The following is a 24,678-nucleotide window of genomic DNA, read 5'->3' on the forward strand; positions in this document are numbered from 1 at the left end:
ATTATCTTTCCAACTAATAACTAAAAATCCCGCTTTTTGAAGGAGTTATTTCAAAAAGTGGGATTATTTTTTACGTCTTTCTTTGAAAGGAACACTAGATAGATTGAACCAGAAGGGATAGCTAGTAGTTTTGAAGAAAATGTCAAAATACTGGCTGCCATGTTCTTCACCATCAATCTGTAGAAATTCCAATGACTTAATAGTTAAATGAATTTGATCATCTTTGAAGCGATGAAATGACTTCAAATTAAGTTGTTTATGAAAATATAAACTTATAATTAACATGAAGAAACGGATGAAGTTCATGTTTTCAGTGACGATCAAGTCAAGTTTCTTATCTTTAATATTAGCTTGAGGAGAAAGTGAAACATCTCCTTCAAAATAAGGATGATTAGCAACATTCATGATATAGACATGTTTGAAAAATCTATAAGAGTCACTAACTCTAACCGTAGCTGAAAAAGGTTCTTGATTATAGTAAGCACTTATACTGCTAGTAAGGAATGGAAGAAAACCTCGGCGGATGAATTTACGTTTCTTCTTGCGATTATAAATACTTGTAATAAAAGCATCCATGCCTATACCAAAATTATTCAAGAAGTAACCTTGAGTGTTTCGTAAAGTTTCTTGGTAAGTACCAATTGTATAGTATATCTTATCTGTTGTATTGATAACTTGCTTTAAGGCGACGATAGGATTGAGCGAAAGTCCAATTGCTTTGGCAAATCCATTTTCAATACCGGCAGGAACTAGACCAATTGGTAGATCGAAACGCTGTGCTTGCTTGATACCATTTAAAACATCGACTAAAGTTCCATTTCCACCTATAACTAAGACGACAGTTTTACTCTTTTCTCTTTCAGCTAAATCCAAAGTAAAATTTTTAGCAACTTCAACAGCATTTTCATTAACTTTTTTGTAAGTAAATTTGACTTCCTGTGTCACTAATTCTGAATGAATGGTTTGCCAGATTTGTTTAGCACTACCATTTTTGGCATATTCATTGACAACTACAAAGTATTCCAAGGTAATCCTCCTTTCTTAGAGCTTTGATTGCAAAAATATTTCATTCTTTATTATAATTTTACAAATAATTATCAACTATGCAATTATAACGAACAATCAACACAATTGACAAGTATAAAGAAACGGTTACATGGTAAATTTTCTTTAATCTTTAACTTTAAATTATCGCAATATAAGATTAAACAACATTCTCTGATATTTGTTGATAGATTTTTTTGATTGAATAGTGGTAGAATGAAAACAATAACTTTAAGAAAGGTGGCCTATATAACCATGCTTGATAACATGATTTTTAAGCAACTAATGAAACATTCTTTTACAATTCCAGTAGAGGTAACCTATCCTAATGGGAAAACTGAAAAATATGGTAATGGTGCCCCACAGGTAAAAATTAAAGTTAATGAAAAGATACCAGTAAAAGATTTACTGAGAAATGCTTCAATCACATTAGGTGAAGCATATATGGATAAGAAAATAGAAGTAAGTGGTTCTTTACAAGTGCTAATTAATTCAGCATATGAATCAGCAAACAGTTTCTTGAATAATAATAAGTTTAAACGTTTCTTACCAAAACAATCACATTCTGAAGAAAGTAGTAAGAATGACGTTCAAAGTCATTATGATTTGGGAAATGACTTCTATAAATTATGGCTTGATAAAACTATGACATATTCATGTGCTTATTTTAAAAAGCCAGATGATTCTTTAGAAGAAGCCCAAATAAATAAAGTTCATCATATCTTAAAGAAATTAGATCCAAAACCAGGTTCTAGTTTATTAGATATTGGTTGTGGTTGGGGAACATTAATGTTAACTGCCGCAAGGGAATATAATATGAATGTTGTTGGTATTACTTTAAGTGAAGAACAGTATAATGCAGTTAAACAACGTATTAAAGATGAAGGATTGGAAGATCAAGCTGAGGTACTTCTTGAAGACTACCGTGAACTTGATCATCTACCATTTGACTACATTACAAGTGTTGGTATGTTTGAACATGTTGGTGAAGAAAATCTAGGTGAATACTTCAATACAATTTCAAGATATTTGAAGAGTAATGGGGTAGCATTGATTCATGGTATTACTCGTCAACAAGGTGGAGCATACAATGGTTGGATTAATAAATACATTTTCCCAGGTGGCTATGTACCCGGTCTAAATGAAAATCTAACTCATATTATTGAATCTGGTATGCAAGTTGCTGATATAGAAATGTTGCGTCGTCATTATCAAAAAACTTTGGAAATGTGGACAGATAACTTCCATAAAGTATTACCAGAAGTAAGAAAGATGCATGACGAAAGATTTATTCGCATGTGGGACTTATATCTTCAAGCTTGTGCAGCTTCATTTGAATCAGGGAATATTGACGTAATCCAATACTTGATTTCTAAAGGACCAAGTGCTCGTACTTTACCAATGACAAGAGATTATATGTATAAAGATTAATCATGAAGTACTTTGAAATATTGCCTATTAGGCAGGTTTCAAAGTGCTTTTTAGTATAAATTTGATAGAAAAGGTCAAATTTAGTCAAAATTTAGTAACTTTAAAAATATTTTATAGTTTATCTTAAGGTAAATTCTTGACTATTATTGACCTTCTTTGTAATAATTATAGACAATGAGGGGTGATAGTGAATGGAACTCACTTGGATTGAAGAATTCAAGAAATATTTGTTAATTGAAAAACAATATTCAGATGAAACTTTGAAAGCTTATAGTGAAGATTTACAACATTTTGTTGATTTTATTGACGAAACTGGAGGCGCTAAATCTTTCAAAGAAATTGGTAGTAATGATGTTCATGCATATATGAGCTATCTATATGATAGATATGAAATGACATCGATTTCGAGAATGATTTCCAGCTTACGTGCATTCTACAATTTTTTAATTAAGAATGAATTAACAGATGAAAATCCCTTTGCTTATGTACAACTGAAGCGACATCCACGATCACTACCACGTTTTTTCTATGAAAAGGAAATGACCGCATTATTTGAAGCAACTGAAGGCGACACACAGATGTTGATCAGAGATAGAGCGTTGTTGGAGTCTTTGTATGGAACTGGAATGCGTGTCAGTGAATGTACAGGTTTAAAAATGGAAAATGTAGATTTGACTAATAAAAAGATGCTTCTACATGGGAAAGGTGATAAAGACAGACTAGTACCGTTTGGAAGCTATTGTCAGGAAGCATTACAACGTTATTTTGAACAAACTCGTACACCTTTAATGGAAAAATATCATCGGGATCATGATTTAGTCTTTGTAAATCATTATGGAAATCCTTTAACTCCAGCTGGGGTAGCATATATCTTAAAACAGATAGTTAAGCGTAGCAGTCTACATACCAGCATTCATCCTCATGAGTTGCGACACACATTTGCGACACATTTGATGAGTAATGGTGCGGATTTACGTGCGGTACAAGAGTTACTAGGGCATAGTAGTTTATCTACTACTCAAATCTATACTCATGTAACACCGGAGCATTTACAAAGAGATTATCGAAAATTTTTCCCAAGAGCATAGAATTTAATTATTAGGAGCTGAAATTAATGACAACAATATGTGCAGTAAAACATAATGGAAAGACAGCGATTGCCGGCGATGGACAAGTTACTTTAGGTGAAAAAGTAATTATGAAAGGTAGCGCTAGAAAGGTGCGTCGCATCTATAATGACAAAGTAGCAGTTGGATTTGCTGGTGGTGTAGCAGATGCAATTAACTTAGAAGAAAAATTTGAAAATAAGCTAAATGAATATAGTGGCAATTTGGAAAGAGCTGCCGTGGAATTGGCACAAGAATGGCGAGGTGATCGTACTCTACAAAAATTAGAGGCGATGTTGATCGTAATTGATAAAGATAATTTATTGATTGTATCTGGTTCTGGTGAAGTTATTGCCCCGGATAACGGTGTGTTAGCAATTGGTTCTGGTGGTAATTACGCTCAAGCTGCAGCTGTAGCTCTATCAGAATATTCCAAAGATATGTCAGCAGGTGAAATTGCCAAAGCTGCTTTAAATATCGCCGCAGATATAGATATCTTTACTAACCATAATATTATAGTTGAAGAATTAGCTTAGAAATGAGGAATTTACAAGATGAATGAAATAGATAAGACACCTAGACAGATTGTTGCTGAACTTGATAAATATGTTATTGGTCAAGACAGTGCTAAAAGAGCAATTGCGGTAGCTTTACGTAATAGATATCGTCGTATGCAACTCCCAAAAGATATGCAAGAAGATATATCTCCTAAAAATCTTTTGATGATTGGACCTACTGGGGTTGGTAAAACAGAAATTGCACGTCGTTTAGCTAAAATCGTTAACGCACCATTCGTAAAAGTTGAAGCAACTAAATTTACAGAAGTTGGTTATGTTGGTCGTGACGTTGAATCTATGGCACGCGATTTAGTTGAAGTTGCATATCGTATGGAACAAAATGATGCTTTCAAGCAAGTACGCGCTCAAGCTGCACAACAAGCTAACAAGCGTTTAGTTAAGTTAATCGTACCTGCTAAGAAGAAACAAGAAAATCCTAATCAATATCTTTTCAATGCTTTGAGAGATCTACAATCTGGTTCTTTCCCTAACATGAATGGAAATGATATGGAAGAAGTAACTGAAGATGTTAGAAATGAACGTTTAAGTGTTGCTGAACAATTGAAACGTGGCTTGCTAGAAAATAATGAAGTTACAATTCAAGTGGATGATCCTTCAACACAATTCAATAATCAAAGTGGTATGTTAGGACAAATGGGAATTGATTTATCTTCACTAAGTTCAATGATGCCAACTAAGAAGGTTGAGCGTACAATGACAGTAGCAGAAGCTAGAGAAATCTTGATTAAAGAAGAATCTGAAAAATTAGTTAACTCTGCAGATTTGGCTGATGCAGCAATTAAACGTGCTGAAAATACAGGAATCATCTTTATTGACGAAATTGATAAAATTGCTTCTAAATCTCAACAAAATGCAGGTCAAGTTTCACGTGAAGGTGTACAACGTGATATCTTACCAATTGTTGAAGGTTCTCAAATTTCAACTAAGTATGGCTTGGTTAAGACAGACCATATTTTATTCATTGGTTCTGGTGCTTTCCATGAAAGTAAACCAAGTGATTTAATTGCCGAATTACAAGGTCGTTTTCCAATTCGTGTTGAATTAGAAGATCTATCAGTTGATGATTTTGTTAAAATTTTGACAGAACCAAACAACGCTTTAGTAAAACAATACATTGCGATGATTGGTACAGACAATATTGATGTAACATTTACAATCGAAGCTATCCATCGTATCGCTGAAGTGGCATATCAATTGAACCACGATACAGAAAATATTGGTGCACGTCGTTTGCATACTATTTTGGAAAAATTACTTGAAGATCTATTATTCGAAGGTCCAGATATGCAAATGGGCGACATCAAGATTACAGAAGCTTATGTAAATGACAAGATTGGATCAATTGTTGAAGACAAAGATTTGAGCCAATACATTTTGTAAGATTGGTATATGAATATCTCGAAAAGTATGCATTGATGTGCATGCTTTTTTTGTTTTGAAGAGAAAGTTTGTGAGATTAAATAGAAAAGATTAAAAAATCTATAGCTCTTAACCCTAAATATAAAGCTTTATAAAAATGGTAGATAAAATCCCCGAACTAACAAGCACTTACAGCAGGGTGCTTTTTAAATACTCAAAAATAGAAATTTTGTCTATCTGCTTGTGATTGTATGTTATTTAAAAATATGATAGAGTAATAACATGTGTAGAGTTCAAGATAAAGGAGGACTCGTTTTCGATGTTATATAAATATAAAAAGGATTATCAAAAAATCGCGATGGGATTGTTGTCCTTTATCGCTGAATTGAAAGATATATCCAGATTACAATCAGAATTAAAATGGTATGATGCCGAAGATAATCGCAATCTTTATCTATGGAAAGACGACAGCAATGATTTTGTTGGGATTGTTGGGATTGAAGAAAATGATGATATTGTGATTGTACGTCATATTACGGTTTCTCCAGCAGTGAGAAATGAAGGCGTAAGTTTTAAGATTCTTGATGATCTCCAAAATTTATATTCAGAAAAGAAAATCATGGGAAACATTGAAACAACTAATTTAATTACAAAGTGGGAAATAAAAAATGGCTCAGGAAAATAAGAAAAACTCACGAACAGCTGAGCACTTAACGTTTAAATTGGATCAGTTTGAAGGTCCTTTAGATTTACTTTTACATTTAATCAAGCAAAATGAAATGGATATTTATGATATTCAGGTTGCAGAAATAACTTCTCAGTATATAGATTACCTTCATCAAATGCAAGATTTAAGGTTAGATATTGCTGGGGAGTATTTAGTTATTGCTGCAACTTTATTAAATATCAAAAGCAAAATGTTATTGCCTGTTGAGCAAGAACAACAAGTTGAAGAAGATTATGTCGATCCACGTGAAGATTTAGTCCAACAATTGGTTTCACACCAACTTTATCAAGAAGTTGCGGCTAAATTTCATGTAATGGAAAAACAACGAATGGAATTGTTTTCCAGAGAACAGGCAGTTAATGAAGATGTAACCTATGAAGTTTCAGAAGGAACAACGATTGATTTACTACAAAAAGCCTTCGCAAAATTGATGGCTCGTAAACAAGTAAAGAAAATCAAGAAGATTAAACGGAAAATTATTCCTGAACGTTATACAATTAAAGAAGAAATTGAAAATATTGAACATACACTCAAAATGCATAAAGGAACGATGAATTTTACTGATTTATTTAATTTTGACGATGAGGTTGAAGTTGAAAAAGTTGTTACATCTTTTCTAGCATTATTGGAGTTGGTAAGAGTTGGTAGAGTAAGTGCGAGTCAGGAAGAAAATAATGGACCAATTCTAATGACATATGAAGGAAAGGCGGAGGAAGATGCTATCTAATCAAGCAAAAATTGAGAGTTTGCTATTTATTAGTGGAAATGAAGGGATAACATTAACCGAACTTTCTCAGATTACAGGAATTTTAAAGCCAGCTTTACATGAGCAGTTGGATAAATTAGCAGATAAGTATAAGCAAGATAGATCCTCAAGTTTGCAACTTATTCATGCAGAGGAAAGATATAAGCTGGTGACCAAACCTGCTTTAGCTGAGTTGGTAAAGAAATACCTAAATAGTAATAACATTACAGAATTAACTGGAGCAGCCTTGGAAACTTTGGCAATTATTGCTTACAAACAACCAATTACTCGTATTGGTGTTGATGAAATTCGAGGTGTGCAATCTAGTTCAATGATTCAACGTTTACAACTACTAGAGTTAATTAAAGAAAATGGTCGTTTAGATGCTCCCGGAAGACCAATTCTTTACGTTACAACTGACAAGTTTTTGGATTACTTTGGTTTAGAGAGCCTAGATCAACTTCCAGAACTTGATGAAGAAAAACAAGAAGATGAAGAAATGGATTTAATGACTTTATTTGAACAAACGACAGGTTCAACGGAAGATGAGGAGGAAGAATAATGGCTGAACGATTGCAAAAAGTTATGGCTAATGCTGGTGTAGCTTCACGTCGTGCAAGTGAGAAGCTGATTCAAGAAGGTTGTGTAATGGTTAATGGCGTTGTAGTGACTGAATTGGGAACTAAGGTTGAAAGTGACGACTCAATTTCAGTAGATGGCAAGCTTTTAAAAAAAGACGAAAAGAAAGTTTATTACTTACTTTATAAGCCACGTGGAGTTATTTCAGCAGCTAAAGATAACAAGGGACGTGAAGTTGTAACAGATTATTTAAAAGATGTTCCTGAACGTTTATATCCAGTAGGAAGATTAGATTATGATACTTCTGGATTACTAATCTTAACTAATGACGGTGATTTTGCTAATCAAATGATGCATCCTCGTTATAAAGTAGATAAGACTTATGTTGCTAAGGTTGAAGGACTAATCACACCTGATAGCATTAAGAAGTTACGCAATGGAGTAGTTATAGACGGTAAACTTACTAGCCGTGCTAGAGCTAAAATTATATCACGTGATGCTAAAAAGAATACTTCAATAGTTTCATTAACAATTCATGAAGGACGTTATCATCAAGTTAAGAAAATGTTTGATGCAGTAGGACATAAAGTCCAAAAACTTTCACGAACAACTTATGGTACATTGACACTTGATGGTTTAACTTCAGGTGAATATCGTGAACTTTCACATAATGAAGTACGTGAACTTTTGAAACTTATAAATAATAAGTAAAAAAAGATTGATTACCGCTTACATTTATGATACTATATAGGTGTTGAAAAAAATAATATAAAGTATAGGTGTCTTCAGAGGCAGGGTGAAATTCCCGACCGGCGGTTAAAGTCCGAGAGCTGCTATTGCATGTAGTGGTTGAACTGGTTCGATTCCAGTACCGACAGTATAGTCTGGATAAAAGAAGATGAGCGATTATCAAGTAAATGAAAAAAACAAAAGCTCTGTTGATTCCTAATCAGCAGGGCTTTTTACTTATAATTACTCTAGTACTTGTGAAGAGACCTCAAGTGGAGGTTTTACTATGAGAAATGTTTCAATTAAAAGATATGCAATAATCGCATGTCTCGCCGCTATTTCATATTTACTAATGTTTATTTCATTCGCAGTTATTCCAATTGTGCCATATATGAAAGTAGATTTTGCGGATATTCCAATTTTATTAGGATTCTTCGTATTAGGTGTTAGTGGCGGTATTGAAATCGCAGTATTGAGATCAGTTCTATACTTTTTGATTACCGGTCCATCAATCGCAAGTTTGATTGGAGTTGGAACTAATTTATTGGCTACATTAACAATTTGCTTGCCAATGTATTATATCTTACATGAAAAGCATGACTTGAAGAGATATATTATTGCGATTGTTGTATCAACTATCTCATTGACATTCTGGTTATCTCTAGGTAACTGGTTAGTGATTACACCATTATATATGGCAGTGTTAGGTATGAAATTAACTCTACCTTTAAGTCAATTAGTATTATACGGAGTATTGCCATTTAACCTTATTAAAGGTGTAATTGTTGGGACAGTCTTCGTACTAGTTTACGCAAAGATTCATGTATGGTTGGACAACAAAGCAAACGAATTTCTTGCTGAAACAAAATCAATCTAGAAAATTAATATAGAGTCGTTAGGCAGTTGTCTGACGACTTTTTTAGTTGGAAATAGACCTTAACTATAATTAAACCTATATTTATGGTAAACTAGGTTGTACTAATAGATTCGGAGTGATTATATTTTGGAAAGTTGGATATTTCTAGGGCTAATTTTATTGATTGCGTATCTGGGAAAGAATTCCTCGCTATTAATTGCAGGAGCAGTAGTAATGGTAATCAAACTTTTCCCATTTCTATCGCAAAAATTATTTCCAGTTATTCAAGCGAAGGGAATTAACTGGGGTGTAACAATCATTTCAGTTGCAATTTTAATTCCTATCGCTACTGGACAGATTCAATTTAAAGACTTGATTAATGCGATGAAAACTCCAGCTGGTTGGATTGCAGTTGTTTGTGGAATTTTAGTAGCAATTTTATCTAAACATGGAGTTAACTTGCTATCATCAACTCCACAGGTAACAGTGGCTTTAGTTATTGGAACAATTATTGGAGTAGTATTTTTGAAAGGTGTAGCTGCTGGGCCAGTTATTGCAGCCGGAATTACATATTATTTAGTTACACTTTTAAATTTGAGTTTTAGCTAATTATGGAGGAAAAAATGTTAGAAAATATCTTAGGTAGAGAAATTGTTGCGAAGGTAACAGATTTTAATGATAAATATATCTTTGCGCAAGTAGACGGTTTAACTTTTAGAATGGCACGTGATGAACTTTTAAAAGCACCTAAAGTTAATTCATCATTGAAAGGTTTTGCCTACATCAATGATAACCATCAGTTGCAGTTAACTAAGAAGGTTCCTAAAGTTCAGGTTGATAGATATGCTTGGGGAACGGTTGTCAGCAGCCGTAAGGACTTAGGTGTATTTGTTGATATTGGTTTACCTAATAAGGATATCGTAGTATCAATTGATGATTTGCCAGAATTACCACAATTATGGCCACAAAAAGGCGATAAATTGATGATTGGACTAGCAATTGATGCTAAAGATAGGATGTGGGGCAAGCTAGCTACTCCTGAAATGTTCCAAACCATTAGTGGAATGGCCAAGAAAAATATGCAAAACAAGAATGTAACAGCTACAGTCTATCGTTTGAAATTAGTAGGAACTTTTGTAATAACAGATGACTACTATTTAGGTTTCATTCATCCATCTGAACGAGAAGTTGAACCACGTTTAGGTGAAGTTGTTAAAGCCCGTGTAATTGGAGTAAAGGATGATGGTACATTGAACCTCTCTACACGTCCACGAGCATATGAAGCAATTAGCGATGATTCACAAATGATATTGATGGCCTTACAACACACATCGGCTAAGCAATTACCATTTACAGACAAATCATCGCCAGACGAAATCAAAGCCTACTTCGGCATTAGTAAAGGTCAATTTAAGCGTGCAGTTGGTCATTTAATGAAAGCAGGTTTAGTTAAGCAAGCAGACGGATTCTTGATTTTGAATGAAAATTAGAGGTGAGTAGCGATTAACAATATTTTAATGGACTATTTGCATTATCTGAAAGTTGAGCGTGGTTTATCGGAGAATACAATTGCTAGTTATGGAATTGATCTCAAATTATTTTTAGAGTATTTAAGAGAAAATGAAATTCCATCTTTTAAGCAAGTGAATAAAGAGGTTATCGTCAACTATATGCAAGCTGAGAAGAATAACAATAAAGCTAATTCTAGTATTTTACGTAGTGTTAGTAGTTTAAGAAAGTTCTTCCAGTATTTAGCGCAAGAAAAAATTATTGAAAAAGACCCAATGTTGTTAATTGATACACCAAAGAAGAAACAACATTTACCCCAAGTGCTAACTAAAGAAGAAGTTGAAAAGTTATTGCACTCACCTAATACGGGTCAGGTTTTAGGTTTAAGGGATCGGGCGATGTTGGAATTGATGTATGCGACTGGTCTGCGAATCAGTGAAATTATCAACTTGAAACTTGAAGATTTGCATTTAACAATGGGAACACTTCAAACATTAGGTAAGGGGCATAAAGAACGAATTGTCCCAGTAGGTGATGAGGCAATTAAATGGGTTAATCGTTATTTAGAAGAAGCTCGACCTAAATTATTGAAGCAAAAGCGTAGTAATTACTTGTTTTTGAACTTTCATGGGAATAACTTAACGCGTCAGGGTGTATGGAAAAATTTGAAGGCAGAAGTAAGAAAAGCCGGAATTCAAAAAAATATAACACCACATACCTTGCGTCATTCATTTGCGACTCACATTTTAGAAAATGGGGCAGATTTAAGAATTGTTCAAGAGCTATTAGGACATGCGGATATCTCAACAACACAGATTTATACGCATCTTTCAAATAAGCAATTGGCTGATATTTATAATCGTGCTCATCCTAGAGCATAAAAAAACAGGATTTGAAACTGAAAAATCAGATTTCAAATCCTGTTTTTATTATTAACTAATGTCCGGCTTGGTTACCGCCATTATTTCCAGCTGGTGTTGCTGGAGTGTTATTGTTTTGTGTATTGTTGTTACCACCTGTAGTAGTTGTTGCACTACTGTTAGCTGTTGTACTGCTTGCAGTAGAAGGACTGCTTTCGCTAGCACTACTGCTAGAATCACTACCAGAAGACTTTTCATCGCTAGAAGAAGTGCTACCGGAAGATTCTTTATCACTAGAAGAACTTGAAGAACTAGATGAAGATTCATTAATGCCAGAAGAACTTCCTTTACCAGTGATTGTAGGAGCAGCTGAACCAGCTAGGTAAAGTTCACGTTGACCATTAATTGTTCTAGAGTAAACATTGCTTGGTTTAGTCCAGTCAGTATTTGAAACTCCTTGGGATAGGTAAGTCATCAACGCTTTGTAAATCTGTTGTGCTAGCTTGGAGTTATTCGGAACATAATTACCAGGTTCATACTGGTGATCATATCCGACCCAGACAGAAATGGAGTAATGTTTAGTATATCCATCGAACCAAGAATCCATTGCTGCATCAGATGGGAATTGACCACTGACATCAGATGGATAAGCAGTTGTACCAGTTTTACCAGCTTGGTATAAACCAGAAATATTAGCTGCAGTACCAGAACCATTAGATGAAGTGATAACTTGTTTCAACATATCAGTAATCATGTAAGCAGTTGAGGATTGCATTACACGTTTACCAGAGCTAGAGTAGTCATTTACTTGACCGTCTGCAGTTTCAATCTTATCAATATAAGTTGGTTCATAGTAAGTACCACCGTTAGCAAAAGCAGCATAAGCAGCCGCATTTTGTAATGTTGATGCTGGAAGTCCAATACCATTTTGTAAGGACAAGCCTTTAGTATCATAACCAAGATTACTTAAGAATGACTTAGCTTTAGTCATACCAACTGCTTGTAGAGCTCTAATCGCAGGAACGTTTCGAGATTCAATCAAAGCTTGACGCATGGTAATTGTACCTTTGTAGCGATTATCAATGTTATATAATTGAGTTGATGTTCCAGGATAGTAGAACTTGGTATCCTTCAAAGCGTGGTAAGTAGCCCAATCTAGATATTCAATTGCTGGTGCGTAATCCATAACAGGCTTAGCTGTCGAACCACTAGAGCGGTCAGTTTGAACAGCACGGTTTAAACCATAAGTTACATCGCCAGTTTTACGTCCACCAATCTGAGCAATAACTTTACCATTATTAGGATCAACAACTGTTGTCGCAACTTGCATAGTATCGTTAGGGAAGTCTACATAGTAGTCAGTATTAACGATGTTATAAAGTTTCTTTTGTGCATCCATATCTAAATTGGTGTAAATCTTTAAGTTTCCAGAATAAGGATCATAGCCTTTTTCCTTAGCTTCAGCAATTACTTCTTTTAGATAGGAGTCAGAAATTTTTGCTTTTTGTGAAGTTGTGCTTTCTTGTTCATGTGTTTGGACAAGACCATCTGTTACATCCTCTTGCTTAGCTTCATTAGCTTGAGCTTGTGAGATCTTTTTATTAGCTACCATTGCATCTAAAACATCATTACGACGTTGAGTAGCTAATTTAGGACTCGAATATGGATTGTAAGTAGAAGGAGCGTTAGGAATACCTGCAATCATTGCAGTTTGTGCTAAATCAAGATTCTTTAATGATTTACCATAATAATACTTGGCTGCAGTTTCCATACCATAAGTGCCATATCCCATGAAAACTTTGTTAATGTAGAAAGTCAAAATTTGTTCCTTGGAATATTCTTTGTCCAATTGCATCGCTAACCAAGCTTCTTGTGACTTACGCTTGAGCGTTTGATCTGACTTCTTAGTTGAGAAGAAAGAAAGCTTGATTAACTGTTGATCTAAAGTACTACCACCTTGTAGACCGGCGGAAGAACCAGTGACGTTTGAAAGGGCAGCAGACACGATACGAACAGGATCAACACCGTGATGCTTATAGAAACGTCTATCTTCAATGGAAACAACAGCATCCTTCAATTGTTGAGGAATGTCTTCCGTCTTTATGTAAGTACGATTCTCATTTCCAAGTGAAGTTATCTTATCACCATTAGCGTCGTAGATAACGGAATTACCGGCACTTGTAAGTTTGTTTTCTGAAAGCTCAGGGGCATTTTTAGCATAAATGAAAAATACCGTAGATCCAATAACAAAAAGTGCCAAAAGTGCTGTTAAAGCGCCTAAAATAATCTTTTTGACTAAGCCACTATTTTTATTAGGCTTGCGAGGGTTATTTCGACTTTCTTCTTCGCGACGTTTTGCCACACGAGAAAGTCTAGAATTTTCATTACTATCCATTTTTATCTCCTTTAATAAAGTTTAATGAATTATGAATTAGCAATTAATAAGTCTACCCCCTTCAAGAAGGGAATTCTTGGAGAAATTGAGTAATTCAATTTATATCCAAGCTGTTCAATTTCTGCTTTAGGAATTGATTTACGTGACTTATCTTGTTCATCCCAGTACTTAAAAAGTAAATCAGCAGGTAAAATAAATAACTCGTCAGTCTTAGTAAACTTAACAATAGTAAAACAAATTCCTCCTTGCTTCTGGCAGGCTCTCATGTGTTCAACCTGATGTGCATGAAAGTTGCGTAAAGGAAAAGAGGAAATATTAGTTGTTTCTTTAGCTTCAAAGTCGAGATATTTACCCTTATAAACACCGTTGTAGTCTGTTGTCGAAGCTTGCTTAAAGTAGGCTTCTTTAATAACAGCGGCGCTTCTCTTAGGATAATCAACACTAACGATTTGGATTGGTATCGGTTTCTTATGAATGACAGCAATCCCTTGACTCAAATAATATTGATTACTTTCATTGATTTCTTCTTCAAGTGACATTCCACGATTTCCATAAATTGTCTTAGAACGATTGTGATTGATGCTGCGATGATTTACCTTATTAACTAAACTAGGATGATTTTCATTTTTATGATAGTCGTAAGCACGACCATTCGGATAATGGAAAACCATTAATTCATCACGCTCCTATCCAACTAATTATACCAAGCCCGCCATGTATTAGCAAAATAATTATGTGTAACTTAGTTGTAACAAACGTTTAACATAGAGGGATATTTATTATTATAAATGTAAAAAAGATAGGCCCATTATAAGACCTATCTCATGAATAATATTTATTAAGCTTTTTTCTTTATAACATTTACAAATCCCGCTAAGATGCAAAGAACCGTAACTAAGAATGGGAAAATTGCGAATGGTATAAAATCTAGTGGATTAACTTGTAAAGTACCTGCAATAAATACACCACTAACACTCCAAGGAACGACAGCATTAATCGCAGCACCAGCATCATTGAGGACACGAGTAAGAGCTGTTCTAGGTAAATTGTGGTGATCAAAAGCTTCTTTGAAAGATTCGCCTGGTAAAATGATTGCAAGGTAATGTTCACCAACTAAAAGGTTAACACCGATACAAGTTAAAGCAGCAGAAATAGTTAAACCAACGATACCTTTGACAGATTCTTCAATCTTAGTGATAATCACACCGATGATGTTGAATTTAATTAAAAGTCCACCTAAAGCTAGTGCAAAAATAATTAATGCAAGTGAAGTAAGCATACTACTAATACCACCTTTTGAAAGAAGAAGGTTGATATTTTTGTTAGGTGTATGAGCAACGAATCCATTCATGATCAATTCAGTAATAGAATTAATGGAGATATTTGGATTATGAATCCAGCCTAGAATAACAGCAGATAAAGCACCTAGTCCTAATGAAGGAATTGCAGGAACTTTAAAGATAGCTAGGATGATCAACAAGATAACAGGTAACATGGTCCATGGTGAAATCCAGAAGTTATTTTGCAATTGATCAAGCATAACATTAATAGCGTGTAAGCTAGCTGGTTTTGGATGTAATCCCATAAGTGTGAAGAATATTAATGAGATAAACCAAGCTGGTAAATCAGTCCAAAGAAGTGATTTGATATGAGTGTAGATGTCAATTTCTCCGGTGCTAGCAGCTAAGTTGGTTGTTCCAGACAATGGTGAAATGTTAGAACCACAGAATGCGCCAGAAACAATTGCACCAGCTGTTAGACCAGGACTAAAGTGTAAAGTTGTACCAATACCGATGAAGGCAATTCCCATAGTAGAAACACTGGTAAATGAACTACCACAAGCAATTCCGACTAAGGTACAAACTAAGAAGACAGTAGGAAGGAAAAATTGAATAGAAATAATTTTAAATCCCCAGAACATAACAGTAGGAATAGTTCCTGAGAAGATCCAAGTAGCAATTAAAACCCCAATTGTTAAGAAAATTACAAGTGGATCAACCCCAGCACGTAAACCAGTACGCATACCGTCAATGATTGTGTCCCAAGTAAATCCACGTAAGCGACCGTAAACCATTAAAATAACAAAAGCGATTAATAATGGTGCTTGTGGTTCTTGATGTTGTCCAATAATTAGGAAACCTAAAATTCCTAGAATAATTGCTAAAACAATAATACTTTCCCCTAAACCTAAAATAGGTTCACTTTTCTTAATTAATTTCTTCATAATAAATTCTCCATTTCTTATAATAAAATATTAATCGTCACTAAAAAAATATTGATAATAATAATCCATACATCATCACTCCTTTTAAACAAAAAGTCCCACGACTGACTAATCAGCCGTGGGACGAAATTCTCGTGGTACCACCCAGTATTTATGCAAATAATTTGCACCTCAATTGCTGTATCGTAAGCAAACGCAATTCTAATTTTGATGGTTGTAATTCATTAGAATACTATGGTTTAACTTGCAGCTACCGTTAACTCTCTTAGCCGGGGAGTATCTAACTACTGGGTTCCATTAGAATTATTAGAGATCTTTAATTTATAACTTAGGTTAATGCATGCAAAAACATTTGTCAACATATTTATTTGTTAAAATTCAAAATTATTCAAAACTAACTGCTGGTCATTTAATATAAATAACTATATTGTAGAGTATATTTGAACTGGTAGAATAAGTAGTTGTGAGGTGAAAATATGAATTTATGGGTAACAGGTTATCGGAGTTATGAGTTGGGAGTTTTCAATTCAAAAGATAAAAAGGTAGAAGTAATCAAATATGCATTACAAAAGAAGATCCTTGAAAAAATTGATGAGGGTTTAGAATGGGTTATCACTGGAGCACAAATGGGAATTGAACAGTGGACTTGTGAAGTAGTAGCAGAAATGAAAAAAGAATATCCGGAGCTTAAGTTAGCTATCATGATGCCTTACAGTGAATTTGCTGAAAATTGGAATGAAGCTAATCAGGAAAGTTTTTCAATACGTTGTTCACTGGCAGATTTTGTAGGAGAAGTTAGTAAGGAAAAATATAAGAGTCCGATGCAACTTAAAAATTATCAAAACTTTATGTTAGATCATACGGATCAGGCGATGTTAATCTATGATCCTGAACATGAAGGTAAGACAAAGTACGACTATGAAATGATAAAGAAGTATGGCGAACAAGAAGATTATCCATACGATTTAGTAGATATGTATCAGCTCCAAGAATTTGCGGAAATGTATCAAGAAAAGCATAGTTTTTAAAAACGAAAATCGCCCTTGTTAGTTCGGTTTTTGTGTAGTATAATCTCAAATAATAATATTTCAAGAGGATATACAGTTAAAATACGAATTATAGAAATGGGTGTTATAAATTTTGGAAAAGCAAAAACTTATTAAATTGATAGATGTCGCTGCAGGTCGTAAAAAAGCTGATTTAGTTTTAAAGAACGCAAAGATTGTAGATGTTTTTCAAGCTAAAATTTTAATAGGAGATATTGCTATTTCTGACGGTTATATCGCTGGAATTGGTGGAAGTTATCAAGGTGTAGAAGAACGTAATTACACCGGCAAGTATGTTGCACCAGGTTTCATTGAAGCTCATATTCATATCGAGTCATCCTATGTTTCTCCAGAAGAATTTAGTCGAGTTTTTATTCCAAGAGGAACGACAACCATCTTGGCTGATCCTCATGAAATCGTAAATGTTGCTGGATTAAAAGGTCTAGATTATATGGTAAATGCTGCAAAGAACGCAAAGATGGATATTCGCTACATGATGCCACCATGTGTTCCAGCAACTAATTTTGAAACTTCAGGTGCAGATTTATATGCTGATGATATGGAAGATGCACTAAAGACTGGCGAAGTTGATGGCTTAGCAGAACTAATGAATTTCCCAGGAGTTATTAACGCTGATGATAAGATGATTGATGAAATTCTTATGGCTAAAAAGTATGGTGCTCGAATTGACGGACATGCTCCTCAAGTAGTAGGAAAAGACTTAAATGCATATATTGCTGCTGGCCCGGCTAACGACCATGAATGTTCGACTTTAGAGGAAGCTGAAGAACGTTTAGCACGTGGAATGTATCTTTTATTACGTGAAGGTTCAGTTACACAAGATTTACGTAAGCTATTGCCAATTGTTAATACTGCTAATTCACGTCGTTGCTTGTTATCTGGCGATGATGTACAGGCAAAAACAGCGATTAATAAAGGACACTTAGATAATAGTATTAGAATATGTATTGATGAAGGCTTGAATCCAATTACTGCTATTCAAATGGCTACATTAAATCCAGCTGAATACTGTGGCTTAAATGATAGAGGAGCAATTGCACCAGGTCGTCGTGCAGATATGGTCGTTTTTGAAAGTTTAGAAGACTTTGCTGTTGAAGAAACTTATATTTTAGGTGAAAAGTTAAGTCAAGGAAATAAATATTTAGGTGAAGTTAACTACTATCCAATTGATAGTGTTGAATCTTCTATGCATGTTAAGGATTTTACACGCGAAAAGCTTCAACTACATTTAACTAGTGACAAAGTTCGTGCAATCGGAGTAGTACCAGGTGAAGTTTTGACAACTGAAGAGCATGTGACAGTAAGACGTGATGGCGATGGTAATTTTGTATACAACGATCAAGAAGATGTCACAAAGATTGTCGTTGTTGAACGTCACCATAACACTGGAAATGTAAATGTGAACCTATTAAGTGGATATGGTATTAAAGCTGGAGCAATTGCAATTTCTATTGGACATGACTCACATAATATTATTGCTACTGGAACTAACGATGATGACATTTTCATGGCTGTCAATGAACTTATTAAGCAAGAAGGTGGGGCAGTAGTAGTTAAAGATGAAAAAGTTATTTCACGTATGGAATTGAAGATTGCAGGATTGATGTGCAATTTACCAGCTGAGAAAATGATTGCGCAACAAGATGCACTTGATGAAGCTGTTCATGAAGAATTAGGTGTACCAGATAATGTTAACCCAGTAATGACTTTGAGTTTCATGCCATTAGCAGTAATTCCAAAGCTAAAAATTACAGATAAAGGGTTAGTTGATGTTGAAAAGAATGCTTTTGTCAGCAATGAGTTAGACTAAAATCAAATTATTTTAAAATATATCTTTCAATCAGCAAAAACGTATGCTATAATGGTTTTTGTTGATGCGGGTGTAGTTTAGTGGTAAAACCACAGCCTTCCAAGCTGTTGTCGCGAGTTCGATTCTCGTCACCCGCTTATATATGTGAGTATAGTCAGTAAGGTTTTCTTACTGGCTATTTTTTTTATCATCAGTAATTTTAGTATAAATAAAAAAGTAGCTCTACTATATAGTAAAGCTACTTAAAAATAATCTTTATTAACAAGAGATACTATTCTTCTATTTCATAGGCTAAGTATTTATAAGCAAATTGGTATCCTAATTTTTGTGCTAAACGCAAAGATATTTCAGTATGAGCATCCCAGCTTGGATATAGGCCTTGGTCAAGGCAAGTTATTATTAATTGAGAACAAGCAATTGTTGCTAATCCTCGTCTTTGAAAATCTGGATGTGTGGCAACTTCAATTTCAATTCCATTTTGATATGATGAAAAAGAACTAGCTCCTGCAACGATACTTTGGTCATTGACAATTACATAACCAAGTCCTAATTTTTTAAACTCATCATAGTTACTATAATTTCCTACCAAGTCAGTTGACCATTCTTTTTGTAAACATTGATCATATAAACTAGCATCAATTGAGTGAATTTGAAATTCTGGTGATAGCTTTTCAATGTTTAATTGGAGTTTGGGTGTATCAAAATTAGTATCCTTGAGGGTTGCATAACGCGTAAATTTTCTGACTTGATCACCACAATATCTCTCAATCATGTTAGCCCATTCTGTATTTTGAGGTACCATAATTAAATCAGAGCAAGCGTCAACGGCAGTAGTAATAAGGTTCAAATTAGGTTTTCCAGCAAAAAAAGCAAATGCTGAATTGATGCCTAGTATTGCTAATGCTGATTGAGGATTAGAATCATCATCAACAATAATTTGTCCCATAGTCCCATCTAAACATGACCAAATTATTGTTTGATTCCATCCAGTAAATAGGGAGTGAACCTTTTGCGTAGTTTGTTCTTTCATAATTTTCGTATCCTTTCTGAATCTTTCTGTGTCTGTAATTTGAAACTTAATATTTTGATTGCAAAATTTTCTATTATAATAGATTATCAGATTGTTTTGCTTATAAATCAACATTTGCATCATTCTTTATAGTAGAAACTGTTAGTGTACAATTATTATAACGTACTCATTTATTGACTATTTAATGAGTTTGACCATTACAAAATAATTTGATATTATACTTTAAGTGTGCATAAACTTTTAAAGAATTAATTGAAACCTTTAATATACATAACTTTAATAGTATAATTATGCCTGAGCAATAGTTTAAAGTATTGCAGATAATGATCGTTAATACTTTGAGAATGGGTCAGGTTGACTAGCGATCTGGCTCGCCTTTTTGCTTATGTTAAATTATTTTGAGAGGTGCTGCTTTTGGAAAACTTCTATTATTTACAAATGTTGGCTGGAGAACTTTACATAGCTCGTGATGTTGTTGAAGTATGTGATCCTCGCGAAGGACGTGAAATTACAAGGCAAATTAATCAAACTGATCGCAATGAAAGGGAAAAAATCAAGCGTTTAGTAGGAAAGATTGTAGCACACAAAGATGATAATTACTGGATAACACCACCTGTATATGTTGATTATGGGAAACATATCACTGTGGGCAGCAACTTTTATTGTAATCTGGATTGCATTTTTCTTGATGTTAATAAAATTACAATCGGTGACAATGTTATGGTTGGACCAAGAGTGAGTTTCTACACAGCCGGCCATCCAACTGATGCAGAAATCAGGAATGAAGCGTTAGAATTTGGATTACCAATTACTGTAAAAGATAATGTCTGGATAGGTGGAAATGTTGTAATTCTACCAGGAGTAACAATCGGTAAAAATTCAATTGTTGCTGCTGGCGCGGTAGTTACAAAAGATGTACCTGACAATGTAATTGTTGGTGGCAATCCAGCTAGAGTTATTCGTGAAATAGGGGAAGACGATAAGGCAAAGTGGGAACGAATGAAAGATACATATTATAGAAAGAAAAAAGAATTCGAGGAGAGATAATTTTGAATACAAGAAAAAATAGCTCAGATTTTCCTGTGCGTCGTTGGTATGGCGATGCTTTTGGGATTAGTGGAGCAGTCTTCTTATTAACATTATTACTAGTGATATTTAATGTAAAGGTATTTGTTAATTTTGAAGATAATATTACCGCTACTTTCCAATCTATGTTTGGTTTGCCAAAAATGGATTATAGTGGTGGATTATTAAACGATATCATGACATTTGTGGCGTCTTATTTTGATACTAAGCCAATTATTGCAATTACAATTGTAGTGGGAATTGTATTGATTTTAAGACGTCAAATCAAAATAGGTATTTGGTTGATGTATGTTGTAGCAAGTGGTGGCATTATAGGATTAGTATTAAAAGCTTTGATCAAGCGTCCACGTCCACTTCATCATCTTCCAATTGACAATGGCTACTCATTCCCAAGTGGACATTCTCTAGCAAGTACTTTATTGATTTGGGCAATTATCTTCGTTGTTCTTCCTTTAATCAAGAAGGAAAATGTTCGTAGAATTGTTGGTTGGTTGTTAGTCTTATTGTGGGTATTAATCTTATTCTCTAGACTATACTTTGCAGCTCATCACTTTGGCGATGTTCTAGGTGGCGTAAGTTTCTCACTTGCTTGGTTATGGTTGAATATGGCATTATATCCCAAGATTTTTATGAGAAATTAGAAATTTAATTCAGGGTATATTTTTAAGGATTCTAAGAAAGAATTTTTCTTGGGATCCTTTTTATTTTGGCCTTAATGTTTGCATGATAATTTTTGAAATTGCTTATATGGTAAAATAATAGTAGGAAGTAATATTTTTTTGAATAATGGTAAATAATTATGAAAGGGGTTTATTATATGGATGATAAGTTAGTAAATTGGATTGCAGAATTACAAAGTATCGCACAAGCTGGTTTAACTTATGGTAAAGATGTTTATGATCGTGAACGTTATCAACGTATTAGAGAAATCACTGCTGAAATGATGGCAGCCAAAACTGGACTTTCATTGGAAAAAGTGACTGATTTGTTTTGTGGTGAAACTGGTTATCAAACGCCTAAAGTGGATACAAGAGCGGCTATTTTTAAAGATAACAAGATATTACTTGTGCATGAGAGCGATGGTACTTGGTCTTTACCTGGTGGTTGGGTTGAATTTAATCTATCAATAAAGGAAAATACGATAAAAGAAATTCGTGAAGAAACAGGATTAGAGGCAACTACAGAGAAAATAATCGCTATACATGACAGAAATAAGCATAATGTTCCTGAATATGTATATGGTGTCTGCAAGATTTTCGTTTTATGCCGAGTTCATGGTGGAGAATTTGTAAAGAATATCGAAACGACAGGTTTTGAATACTTTGCTGAAGATGAAATTCCTACTCTCGCTCTTGCTAAGAATAATGAAGAACAGGTAAAAATGTGTTTTCGTGCTTATAATGATCCAAATTGGGAAGTGGAGTTTGATTGATAAAAAATAATGAGAATTAATGAAAAAACTAATATTTGGGATGTCATGGATATCTTTAATCGTAAATGGTGTATAGTTACTATGAAAGATGGTAGGAAAGAAAGATTGTATGTAGTAGATGTAGATTATGAAACATTTGGTTATGATATGATAATTTACAATTATACAGGCAGTGATTCATATGGTATCGATGATATTCCTTTTAGTAAGATTGATGAAATTGTAATAAATGGTGATTATTTATGAGTCAGCAGAGATTTCTCTGTTGGCTTTTTAAATTCTTTTATAATAGATAAAAAATTACCGTAATAAAGTAGTGCTCTATATAGTATAATAGTTTACAGTAAAATACTTTACATTTTTTATTAGGTTCAACAAAAGTCTACTGAAAAGGGGGAAATAGCTTTGGATTTGGAGAGAGATATTGAAGAAAAATTGATCAACCGCTTAACTCAAGGTGTCAGTCAGTGGACAAGAAGAGATGATATAAAAACTGTTAGTCAATTATGGGATAACTTTTTTAAGATACTTTCTAAAAATAATAAAGCTCAGTTACATGATCAACCATTAACTGAAAATGAAAAAAATACAATTCGTACACAGATTACAAAACCTAATTTTTATCAAGCAGCTAAGTTTATGGTAGGGGCAAATCGTCAAGTTAAATTCCATTTAAAACGTGAAGATTCGACTTTACCTGATGCTGACTTGACTATTTTAGATAATACAAATATAGCTGGTGGAACTTCTGTTTATGAAGTTGTTCATCAGATTCAATTAGCAAGAAAGTTTGAATTAGATCAAGATCGACGTTCAGATGTAACTTTGCTAATTAATGGTTTGCCAATGATACATATTGAATTAAAGAAACCTAGTGAATCAATTATTAAGGCCTTTAATCAAATTCAAAAATATATTAATGAAGCAAAATTTACAGATATTTTTTGTTTCATAAAAATGTTTGTTGTAAGTAATAAGACAATTACACGATACATTTCTGCAGGGCAAAGTTTGCGTGAAAAATTTTTAACTGCTTGGGTAGATGACAAGAATCAACGTGTTGATAATTATCTAGATTTTGCTAGAGAAGTCTTGTCGATACCACAAGCGCACCATATGTTAGCTGATTACACAGTGTTAGATAATCAAGCCAAAAATATTATTCTATTGCGCCCTTATCAGATTCATGCTATCAAGGCTATCTTTAAGGCTTCACGTGAACAAAAATCTGGCTATATTTGGCATACAACAGGTTCAGGTAAGACCTTGACTTCATATAAGGTAGCTAGAAATTTACTGCAAATACCTTCCATACAAAAAACAGTATTCTTGATTGACCGTCAAGACTTGGATGTACAGACAGTAAGTGCATTTGAAGCTTATGCTTATAATGACACGATTAATGTTGATGATACTGACAATAGCTATGATTTGGCTAACCAATTAATTGATAATGAGAAAAAAGTTATTGTTACAACTAGACAAAAGTTACAAGCAATTTTTAGAAGAATTGATGAACAAAAAGATAACTTATCAAAGAAATATTTAAAACTGAAAGATGTAAAACTAGCTTTTGTAGTAGATGAATGTCATCGTGCAGTTACACCATCACAAAAGAGAGAATTAGATAAGTTCTTTAATAAATCACCTTTGTGGTATGGATTTACAGGAACTCCAATTATGGATGAAAATGCGCGTGCTGAAAATGGCAATGATGCTAGAACTACAAAAGGACTCTATGGAGATCTATTGCACACTTATACGATTAAAAATGCGATAGCTGATAATGCGGTATTAGGATTCCAAATTACTAATATTGGTCAAGAAAACGTTGGAGATGAAGAAAATACTGAAAAATGGGACAAGCTTTACCTTAAGGATGTACATATGAAGGCTGTTGTTAAGAAGATTTTAAATTTAGCTTATGTTAAGCAAGGGCTAAAAGATGGTAATCGATACGCTGCTATTTTTACAACTTCATCAATTAAACAAGCTCAAAAATATTATCACATATTTAGAGACATCGCTAATGGCGAAGGTGAGATAAAAGTTCCTAAGGTAATTAAAGAAAAAGCAGTAGATTTTCCAAGAGTGGCGATAACATATTCAAT

At 33.9% G+C, this 24,678-nt stretch carries 24 protein-coding genes, 1 tRNA gene and 1 riboswitch; of the genes, 20 read left to right on the forward strand and 5 right to left on the reverse strand.

Going from position 1 to position 24,678, the window contains the following annotated elements; genetic code table 11:
- Nucleotides 1-63: 63 nt before the first annotated feature.
- Nucleotides 64-1,026 (reverse strand): diacylglycerol kinase family protein, encoded by a 963-nt coding sequence (locus NOU10_RS01480; RefSeq protein WP_255905834.1) that lies wholly within the window; start codon nt 1,024-1,026, stop codon nt 64-66.
- Between the two features lie 273 nt (nt 1,027-1,299).
- Here NOU10_RS01480 and NOU10_RS01485 point away from each other — a divergent pair, with 273 nt between their 5' ends.
- The 12 genes from NOU10_RS01485 to xerD all read left to right on the forward strand — a co-directional run bounded on the left by NOU10_RS01485 (nt 1,300) and on the right by xerD (nt 11,544).
- Nucleotides 1,300-2,475: a cyclopropane-fatty-acyl-phospholipid synthase family protein gene (locus NOU10_RS01485; protein ID WP_255905835.1), complete on the forward strand. Its 1,176-nt coding sequence runs from the start codon at nt 1,300-1,302 to the stop codon at nt 2,473-2,475.
- Between the two features lie 191 nt (nt 2,476-2,666).
- Nucleotides 2,667-3,563, forward strand: a complete 897-nt coding sequence (xerC, locus tag NOU10_RS01490; RefSeq protein WP_003707683.1) for a tyrosine recombinase XerC — start codon at nt 2,667-2,669, stop codon at nt 3,561-3,563.
- 26 nt (nt 3,564-3,589) lie between these two features.
- A complete protein-coding gene (hslV, locus tag NOU10_RS01495; protein WP_003700319.1) occupies nt 3,590-4,117 on the forward strand; it encodes an HslVU peptidase proteolytic subunit in 528 nt (175 codons plus the stop codon).
- A gap of 18 nt (nt 4,118-4,135) precedes the next feature.
- On the forward strand, nt 4,136-5,539 hold the full coding sequence (hslU, locus tag NOU10_RS01500; RefSeq protein WP_003700317.1) for an ATP-dependent protease ATPase subunit HslU: 1,404 nt from the start codon (nt 4,136-4,138) through the stop codon (nt 5,537-5,539).
- Between the two features lie 298 nt (nt 5,540-5,837).
- The gene (locus tag NOU10_RS01505; RefSeq protein ID WP_086201767.1) at nt 5,838-6,203 is read left to right on the forward strand and encodes an N-acetyltransferase; all 366 of its coding nucleotides are present in this window, start codon (nt 5,838-5,840) and stop codon (nt 6,201-6,203) included.
- The gene (locus NOU10_RS01510) at nt 6,187-6,972 is read left to right on the forward strand and encodes a ScpA family protein (RefSeq protein ID WP_255905836.1); all 786 of its coding nucleotides are present in this window, start codon (nt 6,187-6,189) and stop codon (nt 6,970-6,972) included. Before NOU10_RS01505 ends, NOU10_RS01510 begins: the two co-directional genes overlap by 17 nt.
- Nucleotides 6,962-7,552: an SMC-Scp complex subunit ScpB gene (gene scpB, locus NOU10_RS01515; RefSeq protein WP_003700312.1), complete on the forward strand. Its 591-nt coding sequence runs from the start codon at nt 6,962-6,964 to the stop codon at nt 7,550-7,552. The genes NOU10_RS01510 and scpB overlap by 11 nt, the downstream gene beginning before the upstream one ends.
- A complete protein-coding gene (locus NOU10_RS01520) occupies nt 7,552-8,280 on the forward strand; it encodes a pseudouridine synthase (protein ID WP_255905837.1) in 729 nt (242 codons plus the stop codon). Before scpB ends, NOU10_RS01520 begins: the two co-directional genes overlap by 1 nt.
- Before the next feature lie 66 nt (nt 8,281-8,346).
- Nucleotides 8,347-8,473, forward strand: a riboswitch (FMN riboswitch).
- Nucleotides 8,474-8,584: 111 nt separating this feature from the next.
- Nucleotides 8,585-9,175: an ECF transporter S component gene (locus NOU10_RS01525; protein ID WP_081534609.1), complete on the forward strand. Its 591-nt coding sequence runs from the start codon at nt 8,585-8,587 to the stop codon at nt 9,173-9,175.
- Between the two features lie 126 nt (nt 9,176-9,301).
- Entirely contained in the window at nt 9,302-9,763 is a 462-nt protein-coding gene (locus tag NOU10_RS01530) for a DUF441 domain-containing protein (RefSeq protein WP_044004908.1), read from the forward strand.
- 14 nt (nt 9,764-9,777) lie between these two features.
- Complete coding sequence (locus tag NOU10_RS01535; RefSeq protein WP_255905838.1) at nt 9,778-10,644, forward strand: S1 RNA-binding domain-containing protein; 867 nt, start codon at nt 9,778-9,780, stop codon at nt 10,642-10,644.
- A gap of 27 nt (nt 10,645-10,671) precedes the next feature.
- Entirely contained in the window at nt 10,672-11,544 is an 873-nt protein-coding gene (gene xerD, locus NOU10_RS01540) for a site-specific tyrosine recombinase XerD (RefSeq protein WP_134354682.1), read from the forward strand.
- 55 nt (nt 11,545-11,599) lie between these two features.
- Here the strand turns inward: xerD and NOU10_RS01545 are convergent, their stop codons facing one another.
- The 3 genes from NOU10_RS01545 to nhaC form a co-directional block, all read right to left on the reverse strand.
- Entirely contained in the window at nt 11,600-13,918 is a 2,319-nt protein-coding gene (locus NOU10_RS01545) for a transglycosylase domain-containing protein (RefSeq protein ID WP_255905839.1), read from the reverse strand.
- Between the two features lie 29 nt (nt 13,919-13,947).
- Nucleotides 13,948-14,589: a Holliday junction resolvase RecU gene (gene recU, locus NOU10_RS01550; protein ID WP_003700298.1), complete on the reverse strand. Its 642-nt coding sequence runs from the start codon at nt 14,587-14,589 to the stop codon at nt 13,948-13,950.
- Between the two features lie 167 nt (nt 14,590-14,756).
- Nucleotides 14,757-16,142 (reverse strand): Na+/H+ antiporter NhaC, encoded by a 1,386-nt coding sequence (gene nhaC, locus NOU10_RS01555; RefSeq protein ID WP_003706333.1) that lies wholly within the window; start codon nt 16,140-16,142, stop codon nt 14,757-14,759.
- Between the two features lie 476 nt (nt 16,143-16,618).
- Here nhaC and NOU10_RS01560 point away from each other — a divergent pair, with 476 nt between their 5' ends.
- The 3 genes from NOU10_RS01560 (at nt 16,619) to NOU10_RS01570 (ending at nt 19,156) form a co-directional block, all read left to right on the forward strand.
- A complete protein-coding gene (locus NOU10_RS01560; RefSeq protein WP_003706331.1) occupies nt 16,619-17,170 on the forward strand; it encodes a DUF1273 domain-containing protein in 552 nt (183 codons plus the stop codon).
- A gap of 112 nt (nt 17,171-17,282) precedes the next feature.
- The gene (gene ade, locus NOU10_RS01565; protein WP_255905840.1) at nt 17,283-19,019 is read left to right on the forward strand and encodes an adenine deaminase; all 1,737 of its coding nucleotides are present in this window, start codon (nt 17,283-17,285) and stop codon (nt 19,017-19,019) included.
- 66 nt (nt 19,020-19,085) lie between these two features.
- Nucleotides 19,086-19,156 (forward strand) — tRNA-Gly (locus tag NOU10_RS01570).
- A 134-nt stretch (nt 19,157-19,290) separates the two neighbouring features.
- Here NOU10_RS01570 and NOU10_RS01575 read toward each other — a convergent pair.
- On the reverse strand, nt 19,291-20,049 hold the full coding sequence (locus NOU10_RS01575; RefSeq protein ID WP_255905841.1) for a GNAT family N-acetyltransferase: 759 nt from the start codon (nt 20,047-20,049) through the stop codon (nt 19,291-19,293).
- Nucleotides 20,050-20,463: 414 nt separating this feature from the next.
- On the opposite strand from NOU10_RS01575, the gene NOU10_RS01580 reads away from it, so the two are divergent.
- The 5 genes from NOU10_RS01580 to NOU10_RS01600 form a co-directional block, all read left to right on the forward strand.
- Nucleotides 20,464-21,096 carry a sugar O-acetyltransferase gene (locus tag NOU10_RS01580; protein WP_255905842.1) on the forward strand — a complete coding sequence of 211 codons (633 nt, stop codon included), beginning with the start codon at nt 20,464-20,466 and terminating at the stop codon, nt 21,094-21,096.
- Between the two features lie 2 nt (nt 21,097-21,098).
- Entirely contained in the window at nt 21,099-21,776 is a 678-nt protein-coding gene (locus NOU10_RS01585; RefSeq protein WP_014568434.1) for a phosphatase PAP2 family protein, read from the forward strand.
- A gap of 176 nt (nt 21,777-21,952) precedes the next feature.
- A complete protein-coding gene (locus NOU10_RS01590; RefSeq protein WP_160944417.1) occupies nt 21,953-22,567 on the forward strand; it encodes an NUDIX hydrolase in 615 nt (204 codons plus the stop codon).
- A 9-nt stretch (nt 22,568-22,576) separates the two neighbouring features.
- A complete protein-coding gene (locus NOU10_RS01595; RefSeq protein ID WP_034983781.1) occupies nt 22,577-22,813 on the forward strand; it encodes a hypothetical protein in 237 nt (78 codons plus the stop codon).
- A gap of 159 nt (nt 22,814-22,972) precedes the next feature.
- A partial coding sequence (locus tag NOU10_RS01600) for a DEAD/DEAH box helicase family protein (protein ID WP_255905843.1) occupies nt 22,973-24,678 on the forward strand: 1,706 nt, incomplete at its 3' end.

It is taken from the genome of Ligilactobacillus sp. MP3, assembly GCF_024436335.1.
Lineage (GTDB): Bacteria > Bacillota > Bacilli > Lactobacillales > Lactobacillaceae > Ligilactobacillus > Ligilactobacillus salivarius.